The sequence below is a fragment of the Nocardiopsis potens DSM 45234 genome (assembly GCF_000341105.1).
GTDB lineage: Bacteria > Actinomycetota > Actinomycetes > Streptosporangiales > Streptosporangiaceae > Nocardiopsis_A > Nocardiopsis_A potens.
In genome coordinates this window covers 18271-33160 of the sequence record NZ_ANBB01000041.1, presented here as the reverse complement: position 1 = coordinate 33160, position 14890 = coordinate 18271, and the positions used below count along the sequence as shown (strand labels likewise).

Below are 14890 nucleotides of genomic sequence, written 5' to 3'. Positions count from 1 at the left end.
ACAGCCTACTGCTCTGCGGTGGTCCACAGTGAGGACGATCCTTTCCTGTGGACGGCGCGCGGCCGCGCGGCGGGCGCGCCCCCCACGGTGTCCTGTATCACTGCGGGGCGCAAGGCGGCAGAGACGGGGACAAAGCAGATTCACCTTGAAGAGACGCCGGCGGGGCGGGAACGGTTCCGGCCGATCCGGGAATCGTTCGGATGCGGAGAAAACGGTTTTCGGTCCTGGTCGCGGTCGGTGCGGAGGGCGAGATGGCCGAAGTCGGCCACGCCTCGGGTCCGGGGATTGGGTCCGGGCGCCCTCCGGTGGGGCCGCGTCCTTGCGCGGTGGTGCGGCGGGTGGTGATCGTTGGGCATGAGCGAAGTCGAGTGCCCCGTGTGCGGGCTCGGGCGGGTGGCGGGGTACCGGGTGCCGCCGCGGTTGGACGGCGCCGTGTTCCGGATGTGCGGCGAGTGCGAGGCCGTCTGGGAGCAGGGGCAGGACATCGACCGGGACCGGGCCGAGGACCTGCTGGGCTACCTGCGGGACCGCGGTCTGCAGCCGTGGCTGGAGGACCTGGAGCGGGAGCGGGTGCGGCCCGCGGCGGTGGTCCCGGAGGCGGAGGACCCGCCGGGGGGCTGAGCCCCGGGGTCAGCCGGAGGAGGCCGGGCGCTCGGAGTGGCCGAGCGGGCGGTCCGGTGCGATCCGGTCGCGGACCAGGCGCTTGAGGTCGGCGGCGTCGGTGAAGGCCGCGTCGGTGTCGCGGGACCAGATCGGCTCGCCGTCCAGCCGGACCTGGAACACGCCGCCGGTGCCGGGGACCAGCGCGACCGCGCCGAGTTCGGACTCGAAGGTGGTCAGCAGCTCCTGGGCCATCCACGCGGCGCGCGGCAGCCAGCGGCACCGCGTGCAGTACTCGATCTCCAGCCGGGGCTTCTTCTCCTGGTCGGACACGGGACCAGTATGCCGGGCGGGGCCGCGCGGGCGTTCCGCAGGGTCGGTCCGCACGCTCAGTCCGCGGGGGCGTCGGGGGCGGTGATCGGGTGCGCGCCGCGGCGCCCGTTCGGCGCCACCGGCAGGCCGGGCGGGGGGTCGAGCCAGCGGCCCGGGGCGGTCGGCGCCGTCGGCCCGGGGAGCGGGGCCGAGGGGAGCGGCTCTGCAGGGAGTTCCCCGGCAGGGCGCGGCGCGGGGAGTTCTTGGACGGGGGGCGGCGCGGCGCCCGCGGCGGGGAGGGGGACGGGACGGTCCTTCGCGGCGAGCGGCCCGGTGGGGACGGAGAGGTTCTCCGGCGAGGTCCGCGGCGCCGGGACCGGAGTCAGGCGCAGCGACGGCGGGCCGCCGAGCGGCGGCCTCCGGGGCGGCACCCGGTGGCCGGTCCGCCCGCAGAAGGGGCAGCGGGGCTCGGCGGTGTGCTCGCCGCACCAGCGGCAGGGCACCGTCCGCACGGTGCGGGCCGCGTACGCCAGCGCCTCCGGGTGGGCGCTGAACGCGACGAACTCGGTGAACCGGCCGGTCCCCCAGTACCCGGCGGCCAGCGGCTGCTCCGGGGCCTCCTCGGCGGAGTGCGGGCGCAGCACCGGAAGCAGGTCGTCGGCGAAGGCCGGGGAGCCCCTGCCGCCGGGGGAGGAGGAGACCACCCGCAGCGGCGCCCCGGGCAGCGCGGGCAGGTCCTCGGCCAGCTCCCCCGGGCGCAGGGTCAGCAGCCGGCGCACCGGGGCGCCCACCGCGATGAACGCGCTGCCCGGCAGGAGCGCCCCGGCGTGCTGGGCGAGCGAGGGCGGCGGCGCGGACAGGCCGCCCACCCGGCGCAGGCAGGCCCCCGCGAACATGTGGTGCGGCAGCTCGCCGGCCATCGCGGCCACCGCGCCCGGCGGGAGGAACCGCGCCAGGTAGGCCAGCTGGTCGGCGAGGAAGGACAGGGCCAGCGGCGGCAGCGCCAGGCCGACGGGGGCGATCCCGTCGGTGAGTCCGCGGGCCCGGGCGAAGCGCACCGCGCGGATCGCGGCCCCGCTCCGCCAGTCCGGGTGCACGGCGACGACCTTGCGCCCGGCCTCCAGCTCGGCCGCGGCGAACTCCACGAAGGCCGCCGAGCGCTCGGCCTCGGTCCTGCCGGTGAGCGGGAACCGGCGCGCCCGGGCGTCGCCGACCTCGCCGGTCGGCGGGGCGTCGGCGAGCAGGGCGACGCTGCAGGGGCGGGCCCCGGGCCGGTCGGCCGCGGCCGGAGGCCGGCCGCCTGCTCGGGCGGCGGGGGCGGAGGAGGACGTCACCGGAGGACTCCCGGGGAGAAGTCGGTGCGGCGGTCGGTGCTCGGGGCTGGGGCGCGTGCGGTCATGGTAGCCGACGTCCCTCCTCCCCCGATGATCTCGGCGTTGCGGGGCTTTCAGGCACCCGGGAAAGCACCGCGACGTCAAGATCGTCGGGGAGGGCCGGGGAACGAGAAAGGCCCGGCGCTGGGCGCCGGGCCTTTCTTCGAGGGTGAGTGAGGGGACTTGAACCCCCGACTTCTTGGACCACAACCAAGTGCTCTGCCAACTGAGCTACACCCACCATGACCGCGGTTTCGAGTGGTGCTCTCCGCCGCGTTCGGTAAGAGTCTAGCGGACTCGGGAGGGTGCTTCGATCACTTTTCGCCCGGGGCGGGGGAGGAGTACTCCGCGGCGATGCCCTTCACGGTCTCGGTGTCCGGTCCGGGCGGGGCGACGAACGCGGCGGCCCGGTAGTAGCGGAGCTCCTGGATGCTCTCGGTGATGTCGGCCAGGGCGCGGTGGCCGCCGTGCTTCTCCGGGCTGTTGAAGTAGATCCGCGGGTACCAGCGCCGCAGCAGCTCCTTGATGCTCGACACGTCGACCATCCGGTAGTGCAGGTAGGCGTCGACGCGGGGCATGTCGCGGGAGATGAAGAGCCGGTCGGTGGCGATCGAGTTGCCGCACAGCGGGGTCTTCTCCGGCGCGTACCGCTTGATGTGGTCGAGGACCAGCTCCTCGGCCTCCTCCAGGGTGACGCCGTTGTCCAGCTCCTCGATGAGGCCGGAGTCGGTGTGCATGCGGGTGACGAAGTCGCCCATCTGGTCCAGCGCCGCCTGCGGGGGCTTGATGACGATGTCGAGCCCGTCGTCCAGCTGGTTGAGCTGGCCGTCGGTGATCACGCAGGCCACCTCGATCAGCGCGTCGGCACCGAGGTCGAGCCCCGTCATCTCGCAGTCGATCCACACCAAGCAGTCGTTCATAGGGGCTAGCTTATGCGCCGCCCGGGGCCCGGCTCTCCGAACGTCTCGGCCGGTAGCGGCCGCGGGGCCGCCGCGCTGCCGCTGCGGGGGTGCCGCTGCGGGCCCCGGGCGGGCCGGGGCAGGGGGCCGGCCGCTCTCCCCGCCCCGGTGCGTGCGCCTACCGGTACTCGAAGACGTCCACTCCGAACACCAGCCACATGATGTCGAGGGTGTCGGTGTACTGCAGGACCACGCCGACGACGAACAGCACGATCAGAAGTACCACGATGAACATGCCGCATCCGAAGCAGCCGCAGCCCCCTTTCTTCTTCTTTCGCCTGCCCCGCTCCGGAGAGGGGTTGTGCGGCGGCGCCTGGGCCGGGCCCCCGGGCGGGCCGTAGGGCGACGGCTGGCCGTACGGGCCGGGCGGCGGGGCGTCCGGGGCGGGGCCTCCGGGGCCGCCGGGGCCCGCGTAGGGCGCGGGGAAGCCGGGCGGAGGGCCGTCCGGACCGGGACCGGGCGGCGGGAAGCCGGGGCCGCCGGGACCACCGGGGCCGGGGGGCCCGTACGGGTCGGCGTGGTGCGGTCCGGACGGGCCGCCGAACGGCGGCTGCGGGCCGGACGGGGGGCGCCCCGGGTCCGGCGGGCCGGGAGGCATGCCGGGGCCGGGGAACGGGGGCGCGCCGGGGCCCGGCTGCGGGCCGGGGCCGCCGGGGTGCGCCATCGGGCCGCCGGGCGGGCCGTAGGGGCCGGGCGGCGGGAGGTTCGGGTCGCCCGGCTGCTGCGGGCCCGGGCCGGGGAAGCCGGGCGGGCCGGAGGGGGCGCCGCCCATCGGGGGCTGCTGCGGACCGGACGGGCCGCCGTGGAACGGCTGCTGCGCTCCGGACGGCGGGCCGGGGAACGGCTGCTGCCCGCCGGTGGGCGGGAACGGGGGCGCGCCGGGGCCGGAGTGCGCCGGGTCCTGGCCGGGGAACGGGGGAGCGTCCGGGCCGGGGAAGCCGGCGGGCGCGGCGCCGGCCGCGCCCGGACCGCCCTCGGGGGCGGCGCCGCCCGCCTCCTGGGCGGCCCGCTGCTGCTCCTCGTAGGCGCGGCGCTGCTCCTCGTAGAGGCGCTGCTGCTCTTCGGCCTTCTTCTGCTGCTCCTCCGCCTTCTTGCGGGCCTCCTCCTCGGCCTGCTGGCGCTGCTCCTCCTTCTGCTTCTTGCGCTCCTCGCTGATCTCGCTGAGGCCTTCGCGCAGGTCGCCGAGGAAGCGGTTGAAGCCGCCCTTCTTCTTGGGCTCGTCGTCGGAGGGGGCCCCGCCGCCGAACGCGGCGAGCTCCGGGTCGTCGGGGTTGAACACCGCGGTGCTCGGCGGCGCCTGCCCGCCGGTGCCCGCGCCGGAGCCGGTGCGGTGCCCGGTGAGGTCGTTGGTGGGCTCGTCGTTGTCGGCGAACGGGTCGACCCGCATGGTGGAGCCGGCCGACGGGCTCAGGTCCGCGGTCGGCTGCTCCTCGTCGGCACCGGGCCGGTACCCGGCGCCGGGGTCGATGCGCATGGTGGAGCCGCCGAGGTCGGCGGTGGGCACGTCCTCGTCGGCGGCCGGCCGCTGCGCGGCGGCCGGGTCGAAGCGCATGGTACTGGGCTCGTCGCCGAGGCCGGCGTCGGAGGGCGCCTGCCGGTCCGGCGGGAACGGGGAGGCCGCCGGAGGGGACGGGTGCACCGCGCCGGGATCGATGCGCATGGTGCTGGGGTCGTCGCCGAGGCCGGGCTCGGGCCGCTGCGGCGGGTCGATCCGCATCGTGCTCGGCTCCTCCTCGTAGGAGGGCCGGGCCGCGGGGCGGTGCGCGGCGGGGTCGATGCGCATGGTGCTGGGGTCGTCGCCGAGGCCGGCGTCGGAGGAGGGGATCGTCTGCTCGCCGGGTCCGGCCCCCAGGCCGCCGTCCGCGGTCGGGATGGTCTGCTCGCCGGGGGAGCCGGAGCTCAGGTCGGCAGTCGGTTCCTCGTCTCCGCCCGCGCCCCCCGGGTCCGGTCGCAGCTCCGACAGCGAGCGGACGTGCTGCGTCCACTCCTGGCCGTTCCACCACCGGAGCCGGCCGTCACCGCCGTTGGGGTCCTGGTACCAGCCTGGCTCGATCGATCCACCCATGGCGCACAGACTAGAGGGTTTTCGGACCGGTGAGGTCCGGTGGCAGGGGGCGGCCGCCGCGGGGATCCATCTCAGGGCCGGGCCGCGTAGGACGGGGGCGCGGTGCCGTTGTCGCTGTGCTCTGCAGGGTAGAGCGGGGCGGGCAGGGCCGGGGTGAGCAGCGGGCGCGCGGACGGCGGGGCCGGGGGTCCGCCGCCGGAGGAGGCCGCGCCGAGCAGCAGGCCGGTGTCGATGGCGCCGGGCCCGCGGTCGGGGCAGCCGGGGACCTGGGAGGCGCCGAAGTGGCCGCCGCGGCTCCACGCGTCGGCCGGGGCCGGCCGCGGGCCGTCGGAGGCCGGCGGCGTCCCCCCGGGCCAGGACTGCGGGACGCCCCAGGAGTCCAGCCAGCGGAGCAGGGGCCCGGCGCCGGCGAGCGGGCCGTCGGTGAACGGCTCGTCGGCGCGGCCGACCACCACGATCACCAGGCAGGTGCGGCCCTCGCGGGCCGGGTCGGCGGAGGCGTCGACCGGGATCGACCGGGAGGCGCCGCCGGGCGGCGGGGAGAGCTGGCCGCCGGCGGGGGCGGTCGCCGGGAGGAGCTGGGCGACGTCGCCGTGCAACGGGTTCCACACCAGGTGGGCGCTGCGCCCGTCGCCGTCCAGCCGCTGGGCGACGGAGCGGGCGGACAGCACCCGGGGGTCGGTCTCGGTGGTGCGCCAGACCGCCCGGGGCGCTCCGCCGAGGAACGTTCCCCCGGCGGCGAAGGTGCACTTCACCCGCCCCGCTTCCGGCATCCACGCGTTGGCCATGGTCGCCACCCTCCAGACGCACGCCACAACCGCTCTTGTGAGTACGTTCTGCCTACGCGAGTGGGAAGGAGAAGTCCATAGGCCCCATTGGAGGGGGAAGGGTGATGTATCGGTAGGGATCTCCGGCCGGCGCGGCGCGGCCGGGGCCCGGGGCCGCGCCCTCCCGTCCGGTCGGGGAGGGGCGGCCCGGGGCCGGGTGCGGCCGGGGCCTCAGCCCTCGGCGCCCTCCAGCCGCTGGGAGAACGCCCGCAGGAAGATGTCGCCGATCTCGGCGGGGTTCTCCGTCTGGTAGGCCTCGCCGCCGGTCAGCTCCGCCACCTTCTGCATCGGCTCCAGGTCGATGCCGGGGCCGAAGGCGATGGTGAACACCGGGATGGGGTGGTTCGGGTTGGACTCCTCCTCGATGGTCGACAGCAGCTGCTTCAGCGAGATCCCGTCCGGGTCGTCGTTGTTGCCGTCGGTGAGCATCAGGATCGCGTTGACCCGGTCGGACTTGTAGGAGGCGGCCATCTCCCGGTAGGCGGCCAGGTAGGTGTCGTACAGCCCGGTGTTGCCGTCCGGGACCGGCTCGATCCGGTCCAGGTCGGAGGCGATCGCCTCCTGGTGGGTGGCGCCGCCCTCGGACTCGCCGCCCAGCTCCTTGATCGGCAGCCGCTCGCGGTGGTCCTTGTCGCCTTCGAGGGCGGTGGAGAACTCCCAGGTGCCCAGTTCGGTCGACTCGGGGAACAGGGACAGGCCCTGCTTGGCGGCGGCCGCGGTGACCTGCATCCGGCTGGTGCCGGTGCCGGGAACCGGTTCCAGCATCGAGCCGGAGACGTCGATGATGGTGAGCAGCCGGGTGCCGAGCTTGAACTGGTTCCAGGCCTGGGTGAGCCGCTGCGCGGTCTCGTTGTTGGGGGTGGGCAGGCTCTTCGGCGCCTTGCTGGAGAAGCCCTGGTCCTCGGGGAGCGCCTCCGGGTCGGCCTCGCCGTCGGCGCTGCGGAAGCCCTCGGCGAGGAACCGGTCCTGGGCGGCCTGCTGGGTCAGCGCGCCGCGGAACACCTCGGCGGCGCGGGTGGTCAGCGGGTCGTCGGTCCGGGTGACGTAGGGGTAGTCCAGGCTGTAGGAGCCGCCCTCGGGGTAGCTCACCCGGGCCGGGGCGTCGCCGTGGTCGTGGTTGTAGCGGAGCGCGGCCTGCTCGGAGAGGACCAGTACCGGGTCGGCGCCGTCGCCGGAGCTCTGCTCGGCGAAGGCGTCGAACGCGGCCTCCTCGGTGGGGGCGGAGCCCTCCTGCAGCGACTGCAGGGCGGCGACCAGCTGCGGGCGGCCCTCCTGGTCGGCGTCGTCGATGGTGTTGGAGATCAGCGCCAGGGTGGCCAGGCCGGAGGAGCTGCGCACCGGGTCGACCAGGCGGACCTCGTTGCCGGAGGAGTCGGCGGCGGGCGCCGCGGTGGGCACCAGGGCCGACCAGGACGGCTCCTCCGTCTCCTCGGCGTCCTGCGGCTGGGCGAGCACCAGCGGGGAGGAGGCGATGGAGGTCCCGGAGTCGGTGACGCCGCCCTCGCCGGACTGCTCCTGGACGAAGGAGACCCACAGCGAGGAGTCCGGGATCCACACCTGGGACTCGGTGTCGCCCATGGTGGGGCCGCCGCCGGTGATGCCGTAGGCGACGTCGGCCGATTCCACGCCGCGCACCTTGGCGCGGACGCACTGGCCGTCGACGCCGTGGTTGGCGTCGTTGAAGTCGCCGGCCACGGCCTGCACGGGGGCGGCGAGCTCGGGGCTGACGGCGACGTCGAGGGTGATGTCCTGGCCGCTGCAGCCGCTCTGGTTCATGAAGATGTAGGTGCCGGTCAGAGCGACCGCGACGAGGATCGCGAACGCCGCCGCGAGGGCCGCGAAGGCTCCGCCGCGCCGCCGCCGACGCCGGCTGCGGCCTTCCGTACGGGGCCGGCCGCCTTCCTCGTCTTCGTACTTTCCGCGATGGCGTCCCAAGGTGGTCCTCGATGTGTGCTCGTGAGTCGGTACGGGAGAACGGGGAGGAGAGGGGAGGGTGACGGCCCCCGCGGGCCGGTGTGGTCTACGTCTCGGAAGGTTAGCGAATGTCCGAAAAAAGGTGAAATGTCAGGTCAAAAGGGGTGCGGGTTCCGGGGTGCCGCGCGGGCGGGTCAGCTCCCGCAGTCCGGGACGCACAGCCGCCGCGAGATGGAGCTGAGGAAGATGTCGCCGATCTCGCCGGGGTCGTCGGTCACCGACAGGGTGCCGCTGGTCGCCCCGGCGATCTCCGCCAGCTCCTCCCGGGCGGACTGCTCGCCGAACGCGATGATGAACATGGTGACCGGCCGCTCCGGGTCGAACCGGTCCTGCAGCTCGGCGACCAGCTCCCCGTGCGAGATGTCGCTGGACCCGCCGTCCTCGCCGGCGGTCAGCACGATCACCGAGTTGATCTTGTCCTCGTCGTAGTCGGAGCTCACCTCTTCGTAGGCGTCCAGGATGTTGTCGTAGAGCCGGGAGCCGCCGCCGGCCACCTCGATCTCCTCGGCGACCCCCTGCAGCTCCTCGCGGCGGGTCGCGCCGCCCTCGCCGACCGCCTCGTCCAGCCGCCCCAGGTCCTGGGCGTCCTGCCGGCCGTCCCCGCCGAAGGAGTCGGAGATCAGCCACAGCCCCATGTCGGTCTCGTCGGGGAAGAGCGACAGGCCCAGCCGCGCGGCGTCCCGGGTCACCTCCAGCCGGGACGGGCCGTCCCCGCCGAGGTCCTCGGCCATGGCCGCCGAGACGTCGGCCAGCACCACCGTGCGGGAGGGCATGGACAGCCGGTTCCAGTCGTCCAGCGAGGCCAGCAGGGCGTCGCCGGTCAGGTCGGCGTGGGTCTCCGGGCCCTCCGGGTCGATCCCGGGCAGCTCGGCCAGCGCCTCGGCCGCGGTGCCGTCCGGGTCGCGGAAGCCCAGCCCGCGCAGGCGCTCGCGGTAGGAGTCGCGCTGCAGGATGGAGTAGAGGTCGTCGGCGGCGGCGCGCATCCGCGGGTCGTCCCCGGTGGTGACGAAGGGGTAGTCGAGCAGCACGGTGCCCTCCTCCGGGTAGAGGGCCTCCAGCGGCTCCTCGGGGGAGCGGGAGTTGTAGGCGGCCACCGCCTGCTCCGGCAGCACGGTCAGCGCCGCCCGCTCCTGCGCCCCGCCGAGCGGGTAGACGCCGGCCGGGTCGATCTCGCCGAAGGCCGTGTCCAGCTGGACGTCGCGCACGAAGTCGGTCATGTCGGCGTCCGCCTCGTCGCCGCCGCCCAGCTCGCGCCGGACCGCGTGCATGGCGGCCATCCCGTCCACGCCCCGGTTCGGGTCGACCATCACCAGCGGCCGGTCCGGCTCGCGGCCGCCGGGCAGGACCAGGTCCCACCCGGCCTCCCCCGGGTCGGGCAGGCCCTCGGCGCCCTCCGGCGCGGCCAGCACCACCGGGGAGCCGGCCAGCGAGCGGGGCGAGGTCTCGATGTTCTGCGCCCCGGTCTCGGAGACCCGGGTGAGCTCGACCCAGGCGGAGGACTCCGGCACCCACACGTCCGGCCGGACCGAGGAGGCGCCGTTCATCGCGCCGCCGGCCAGCTCGGTCATGATCCGGTGCGGGGCGGTCTCGTCGGCCTGCGCCAGCACGCAGGTCCCGTCGTAGACGTGCTCCTCGGAGTTGAACTCGTCGGCGGCGGCGCGCAGCACCGGCGCCATGCTCAGCGTCCCGGAGATGCGCAGGTAGTCGGTGCGGGCGCAGCCGGACAGCCGGATCCCCACCGGGACCGCGATGCTGAGCAGGACGATGGCCGCCACCGCGGTGGCGGTGATGCCCAGCGGGGAGGCCAGGGCGAGGCGGAAGCGCGAGGGGGTGCGCCGTTCGAGACGGTGTCGGCCGCTTGACACATGTTCTCCGGGGGGTGCGCGGTGCTTGGCGCGACCCTACTGCCTGGTAGGCATCGAGGAGAAGAGCGGGGCTGGAAGCGGACCGAGTGTCACCGCCCGGCTCGAGGACGGTTAGTATGCGGGATCGGTACACGCCCGAATCTCGCGGAGAGCACGCCGCGGCGGACAGTGGAACGCAGGGCCGGACCCCTCGAAACCGGCCCGCTCCAGGCCCGCGCGCGGTGCTCTCGGGGGGCGCGAGAACAAAACCGGGCGGGGCGGAGTCTTCCCGCTGTAGTGCCGGTGTCCGAACGTCCGAACGCGAAGAGTGGCGGCGATGGCCAAGCAGAACCTCCGCCCCCGGACCCCCCGGCGGGCCGTCGGCAGCACCGTCCTGGGCGCCATGTGCGCCGGAGGCGCCCTGGTATGGGCGTTCATCGCGGGCGTCTCCCTGATGCCCGCGAGCACGCCGAGCGACCAGCCCCAGGGCAGCGAGCTCGACATGGTCAGCGACTCCTCCAGCGACGCCGCGCCCCCGGCGGTGGACTCCCCGGAAGGGCGCCTGCAGATCCAGGTCTCCTCCGAGGACCGCGCCTACATCCAGAACCTCACCTGCACCGGCGACGCGGTCGAGGACCCCGCCCTCTGCCGGGAGCTGGCCGCGATCGCGGAGGAGCAGAAGAAGGAGGCCAAGGAGGCCGCGGAGCCCGAGGAGCAGGAGACCGAGGTCGGCCTCTTCGACGAGGTCCCGGCGGAGGCGGTGTGCGACGCCGACCGCGCCTACGGGCCGGGCGAGGCGCGCATCACCGGCGAGTGGGAGGGCGAGGAGATCGACACCGCCCTCAACCGCGCCGACTCCTGCGAAGAGGTCCGCTGGCAGCGCCTCCTCCCGCTGCTCGAACCGATGGAGTGACCCGCCTCCCCTTCTCCCGATGATCTCGACGTTGCGGCCCCATCAGCGCGCTCTGATGGGGCCGCAACGTCGAGATCATCGGGGATGCCCGGTCCGTGTCCGCGGGGCGGGAGAATGGGGGGATGCACGCCATCGAGGTCGCCGATCCGCGCGACGCGCGCCTGGCCGACTACGTCGACCTGCGCGACGTCAATCTCCGCAAGAGCCTGGAGTCCGAGCACGGGCTGTTCATGGCCGAGGGGGAGAAGGTCATCCGCAGGGCGCTGCGCGCCGGGTTCGAGCCGCGCTCGCTGCTGCTGACCGAGCGGCGCCGCGCCGCCCTCGACGGCGCCCTGGACGGGGTCGACGCGCCGCTGTACGTGGTCTCCGAGGAGGTCGCCCGCGGCCTGGTCGGCTTCCACCTGCACCGCGGCGCGCTGGCCTCGTTCCACCGCCGGCCGCTGCCCTCGCCGGCGGAGGTGCTGCGCGGGGCGCGCACCGCCGTCGTGCTGGAGGACGTGGTGGACCACACCAACGTGGGGGCGATCTTCCGCAGCGCCTCCGGGCTGGGCATCGACGCGGTGCTGCTCTCGCCGCGCTGCGCCGACCCGCTCTACCGCCGCTCGGTGAAGGTGTCCATGGGGGCGGTGTTCAGCCAGCCCTACGCCCGGCTGGACGACTGGTACGGCGCCCCCGCCCGCCTCAGGGAGCAGGGCTTCCGCACGCTCGCCCTCACCCCGGCGCCCGGGTCGGTGCCGATCGGCGAGGCCGTGGCGGAGGGCGCGGGGCGGCCGGCCGCGCTGCTGCTGGGCACCGAGGGCGAGGGCCTGTCGCACCGCTGGATGGAGCAGGCCGACGCGTGCGTGCGGATCCCGATGGCCGGGCGCGACGTGGACTCGTTCAACGTCACCGCCGCGGCCGCGATCGCCTGCTACGAGCTGGTCCGCCCGGCCTCCTCCTGACCGCCCGCCTCCAACCGCTCCAGTTCGGCCAGGACCTGCTCGGCGATGTCCCGCTCGGCGGCGTAGCGACGCTCCGCCCAGGAGGTGACCAGCGAGGCGTAGGGGTGCCCGGGGTACTCCTGCCCGGTGACCCGGTGCGAGAACGCGGCGTCGGCGCGCATCGCCTCGGACCGGTCCCGGTGCTCGCGGAGGATCCCCCGAAGGCGCTCCGGCGAGGCGTGGGCGCCCAGCCAGAGCCGGAGCATCGCCCCGTTGCGCGCGGTGGGCTGCTCCACCGGCTCCTCGTCGATCCAGGCGGCGAGGGCGGCCCGCCCCTCGGGGGTGATCCGGTAGGCGCGCCGGGCCCGGCCGCCGGGCGCCTCCTCCTCGGCCCCGCGGGCGTAGCCGTGCTGCTCCAGCCGCCGCAGCTCGGTGTAGATCTGGCTCATCGCCGGCACGCTGTGGAAGAACCCGAGCACGTTCTCCGCCCACTGCCGCAGCTGGTAGCCGGTGAGCTCGGTGCCGAAGGACAGCAGCCCGAGGATGGCCCAGGCGTTGACGGGCAGGTTCGCGCGCGGTCCGGGGGCGTCGCGGGTCGGCATGCGATCACTCTAGGGGCCCGCGGCGGCCCGCCCGTCCCGAAGCGCCCGCGCCGCCCCCTCTCCCCGATGATCTCGGCGCCGCGGCCCTGCCAATGCGCCTTTATGGGGCCGCAGCGTCATGATCATCGCTTCGGCGGGGAACCGTCCGGGGAGGTCCGCGGCGCCACTGGTAGCTTCGGTGCCGACCGCGGGCCGGGGCGGGGGAGCCGCTGCGCGCCCGGACCGCCCCGCCGGGGCGGGAGAGCGCGACCGAGGAGAGAGCATGGCCGACCGGGTCCTGGTGCCCTGGGAGCAGAACCTGGGCAGCGTCCCCGACGGGGCGGAGGGCGTCCTCTTCGACGGGGAGGGCGAGCCCGCCGGGCTGTCCGACGCGGTCTTCTACGTGATGCCCTACGGGCGCACGCAGCGGGTGGACCTGCTGGCCCGGATGCCGCGGCTGCGGGTCTGCCAGCTGCTCACCGCGGGCTACGAGCACGTGCTGCCGGCGCTGCCCGACGGGGTGGAGCTGTGCAACGGGCGCGGCCTGCACGACGCCAGCACCGCCGAGCACGCGCTGGCGCTGATCCTGGCGGCCCAGCGGGACCTGCCGCGGTGGGCCGCCGACCAGGCGGCGCGGACCTGGGCGCCGCACTACACCCGCTCGCTGGCGGGCTCCCGGGTGCTCATCGTCGGCCACGGCAGCATCGGCGCGGCACTGGAGGCGCGGCTCGCGCCGTGCGAGTGCGAGGTGGTCCGGGTGGCCCGCCGGGCCCGGCCCGAGCAGGGCGTGCACCCGGTCTCCGAGCTGCACCGGCTGCTCCCGGAGGCCGACGTGGTCGTGCTGATCGCCCCGCTCACCGAGGAGACGCGCGGGCTGATCGGCGCGGAGGAGCTGGCGCTGCTGCGCGACGACGCGCTGGTGGTCAACGTGGGGCGCGGCCCGGTGCTGGACACCGACGCCCTGCTCAAGGAGGGCGGCCGGGTGCGCGCCGCGCTCGACGTCACCGACCCGGAGCCGCCGCCCGCCGAGCACCCGCTGTGGGGGGCGCCCGGGGTCTTCATCACCCCGCACGTCGCGGGCGGGTCGGACACCTTCTATCCCAGGGCGCGCGCGTTCGTCGACGCCCAGCTCCGCCGCTGGGGCGCGGGCGAACCGCTGGAGAACGTGGTCCGGCCCGGAACCCGCTGAGCGGGGGCGGCGCGGCTTCGGCGGGGCGCCGATGCGGGCGGCCGCCGGGGCCGCGGCCTTCGGGGTCCCCGGGCGCCCGCTCCGCGCCTTCCCCGGGCAGGGGCGGGCTCAGGCGGGGAGCTGCTCGCGGACGTCCCGGTCGAAGTCGATCCGGTGGTCGAACATCCACGAGTGGCCCTTGCGCAGCGAGATCGTCCGGAACAGCACCGGCAGCATGAGGTCGCGGAGGAGCACCTGGAGCCGCCCGGCGGCCAGCTTGGGCGCGCCGCGCCGGCGGCCCTCGGCGACGACCCGCTCGACGCGGTCCCGGCGCACCCGCTCGTAGCAGCGGAGCGCCTCGGCGGGGCCGGGCACGTCCCGCAGGCAGCGGGCGACGGTGGCCGCGTCCTCGATCGCCATCGAGGCGCCCTGCCCGCTGGAGGAGGAGACGGCGTGCGCCGCGTCGCCGAGCAGCCCGACGGGGCCGTCGCACCAGCGCGGCAGGGACGCGATGTCGTACGTCCCGTGGGCGGTGAAGTCCCGCACCGGGCTCGCGGAGAGGACCTCGGTGATCTCCGGCAGGTCGCCGGCGAACCGCTCCAGCAGCAGGGCGCGCCAGTGCTCGGGGCCGGGGGCCTCCGGTCCGCGCGGCGGCTCCGGGTGCGGCAGGTTGGCGAACCAGTACGCGGCGCCGCCGGGCGCGGTCTGCAGGCCGAAGAAGGCGCGGGAGCCGTAGACCATCCGGACGGTGCCGGGCGGGGTCGCGGCGCGGACGCCGTGCGCCACCCCGCCGAAGTTGAGCAGCCCGGTGTAGTCGGGCGCGGGGGCGCCCGGGTCCATGGCGGTGCGGACCGGGGAGTGCAGCCCGTCGGCGCCGAGCAGCACGTCGCCCTCGGCCCGGGTGCCGTCCGCGAAGTGCGCGGACACCCCGGAACCGGTGCGCTCGAAACCGGTGAGGCGCTTGCCGTACTCCAGGCGGGCGCCCTGCGCGGCGGCGGCCTCGGCCAGCCGGGCCTGGAGCGCGCCGCGCATGATGAGCACCGTCTGCAGGCCCTCCTCCAGTTCGGTGGAGCCGTCTTCGAGCCGGCCGAGCCGGCGGCCGGAGCCGTTGGCGAACTCGATGGCGGTGCTGGGGCAGACGGCCGACTCCAGGACGGTGCCGAGCATGCCGAGGGAGCGCAGCACGGCCAGGCCGTTGGGGGCCAGGTTGAGGAAGGAGCCGAGGTGCTCGGCGGGGCCGTCGTGCGCCTCGTAGACGGCGGCCTCGATCCCGGCGCGCCCGAGCGCGGCCGCGGTGACCGGGCCGGCGATGCCGGCGCCGATGATCAGGACCTTCATGGCGGGTCACTCCTCG

General features: G+C 75.5%; 13 protein-coding genes and 1 tRNA gene. 4 read left to right on the top strand and 10 right to left on the bottom strand.

Annotation, left to right across the window (positions count from 1 at the left end):
* The first annotated feature begins 354 nt into the window (after window positions 1-354).
* Window positions 355-621, top strand: coding sequence for a hypothetical protein (locus D459_RS0116155; protein ID WP_017594050.1), 267 nt, complete (start codon window positions 355-357; stop codon window positions 619-621).
* A gap of 9 nt (window positions 622-630) precedes the next feature.
* On the opposite strand, the gene D459_RS0116150 is transcribed toward D459_RS0116155, so the two are convergent.
* The 8 genes from D459_RS0116150 to D459_RS0116115 all read right to left on the bottom strand — a co-directional run bounded on the left by D459_RS0116150 (window position 631) and on the right by D459_RS0116115 (window position 9975).
* On the bottom strand, window positions 631-933 hold the full coding sequence (locus tag D459_RS0116150; protein ID WP_017594049.1) for a SelT/SelW/SelH family protein: 303 nt from the start codon (window positions 931-933) through the stop codon (window positions 631-633).
* Window positions 934-989: 56 nt separating this feature from the next.
* Entirely contained in the window at window positions 990-2246 is a 1257-nt protein-coding gene (locus D459_RS31815; protein WP_017594048.1) for a hypothetical protein, read from the bottom strand.
* Between the two features lie 207 nt (window positions 2247-2453).
* Window positions 2454-2526 (bottom strand) — tRNA-His (locus D459_RS0116140).
* 73 nt (window positions 2527-2599) lie between these two features.
* Window positions 2600-3205, bottom strand: coding sequence for an oligoribonuclease (gene orn / locus D459_RS0116135; RefSeq protein ID WP_017594047.1), 606 nt, complete (start codon window positions 3203-3205; stop codon window positions 2600-2602).
* 157 nt (window positions 3206-3362) lie between these two features.
* Window positions 3363-5309, bottom strand: a complete 1947-nt coding sequence (locus tag D459_RS37365) for a hypothetical protein (protein WP_026120444.1) — start codon at window positions 5307-5309, stop codon at window positions 3363-3365.
* Between the two features lie 71 nt (window positions 5310-5380).
* Window positions 5381-6097 carry a hypothetical protein gene (locus D459_RS31805; protein WP_017594046.1) on the bottom strand — a complete coding sequence of 239 codons (717 nt, stop codon included), beginning with the start codon at window positions 6095-6097 and terminating at the stop codon, window positions 5381-5383.
* A 210-nt stretch (window positions 6098-6307) separates the two neighbouring features.
* A complete protein-coding gene (locus tag D459_RS0116120) occupies window positions 6308-8071 on the bottom strand; it encodes a substrate-binding and VWA domain-containing protein (protein ID WP_017594045.1) in 1764 nt (587 codons plus the stop codon).
* Window positions 8072-8244: 173 nt separating this feature from the next.
* Window positions 8245-9975: a substrate-binding domain-containing protein gene (locus tag D459_RS0116115; protein ID WP_017594044.1), complete on the bottom strand. Its 1731-nt coding sequence runs from the start codon at window positions 9973-9975 to the stop codon at window positions 8245-8247.
* A 316-nt stretch (window positions 9976-10291) separates the two neighbouring features.
* Between D459_RS0116115 and D459_RS0116110 the strand changes: the two genes are divergently transcribed.
* Together D459_RS0116110 and D459_RS0116105 are read left to right on the top strand one after the other, a co-directional pair.
* Window positions 10292-10867 carry a hypothetical protein gene (locus D459_RS0116110; RefSeq protein WP_017594043.1) on the top strand — a complete coding sequence of 192 codons (576 nt, stop codon included), beginning with the start codon at window positions 10292-10294 and terminating at the stop codon, window positions 10865-10867.
* A 122-nt stretch (window positions 10868-10989) separates the two neighbouring features.
* The gene (locus D459_RS0116105; protein WP_017594042.1) at window positions 10990-11808 is read left to right on the top strand and encodes a TrmH family RNA methyltransferase; all 819 of its coding nucleotides are present in this window, start codon (window positions 10990-10992) and stop codon (window positions 11806-11808) included.
* On the opposite strand, the gene D459_RS0116100 is transcribed toward D459_RS0116105, so the two are convergent.
* Window positions 11778-12389: a PadR family transcriptional regulator gene (locus D459_RS0116100; protein WP_017594041.1), complete on the bottom strand. Its 612-nt coding sequence runs from the start codon at window positions 12387-12389 to the stop codon at window positions 11778-11780. The genes D459_RS0116105 and D459_RS0116100 overlap by 31 nt on opposite strands.
* 262 nt (window positions 12390-12651) lie before the next feature.
* On the opposite strand from D459_RS0116100, the gene D459_RS0116095 reads away from it, so the two are divergent.
* Window positions 12652-13557: a 2-hydroxyacid dehydrogenase gene (locus D459_RS0116095; RefSeq protein ID WP_017594040.1), complete on the top strand. Its 906-nt coding sequence runs from the start codon at window positions 12652-12654 to the stop codon at window positions 13555-13557.
* Between the two features lie 108 nt (window positions 13558-13665).
* Here D459_RS0116095 and D459_RS0116090 read toward each other — a convergent pair whose 3' ends face one another.
* Entirely contained in the window at window positions 13666-14874 is a 1209-nt protein-coding gene (locus D459_RS0116090; protein WP_017594039.1) for an FAD-dependent oxidoreductase, read from the bottom strand.
* Between the last annotated feature and the right edge of the window lie 16 nt (window positions 14875-14890).

Coding starts and splice junctions, on each gene's coding strand:
- D459_RS0116110 (WP_017594043.1), top strand. CDS start 10,292: ATGGCCAAGCAGAACCTCCGCCCCCGGACCCCCCGGCGGGCCGTCGGC.
- D459_RS0116100 (WP_017594041.1), bottom strand. CDS start 12,389: ATGCCGACCCGCGACGCCCCCGGACCGCGCGCGAACCTGCCCGTCAAC.
- D459_RS0116155 (WP_017594050.1), top strand. CDS start 355: ATGAGCGAAGTCGAGTGCCCCGTGTGCGGGCTCGGGCGGGTGGCGGGG.
- D459_RS0116090 (WP_017594039.1), bottom strand. CDS start 14,874: ATGAAGGTCCTGATCATCGGCGCCGGCATCGCCGGCCCGGTCACCGCG.
- D459_RS0116105 (WP_017594042.1), top strand. CDS start 10,990: ATGCACGCCATCGAGGTCGCCGATCCGCGCGACGCGCGCCTGGCCGAC.
- D459_RS0116095 (WP_017594040.1), top strand. CDS start 12,652: ATGGCCGACCGGGTCCTGGTGCCCTGGGAGCAGAACCTGGGCAGCGTC.
- D459_RS31805 (WP_017594046.1), bottom strand. CDS start 6,097: ATGGCCAACGCGTGGATGCCGGAAGCGGGGCGGGTGAAGTGCACCTTC.
- orn (WP_017594047.1), bottom strand. CDS start 3,205: ATGAACGACTGCTTGGTGTGGATCGACTGCGAGATGACGGGGCTCGAC.
- D459_RS37365 (WP_026120444.1), bottom strand. CDS start 5,309: ATGGGTGGATCGATCGAGCCAGGCTGGTACCAGGACCCCAACGGCGGT.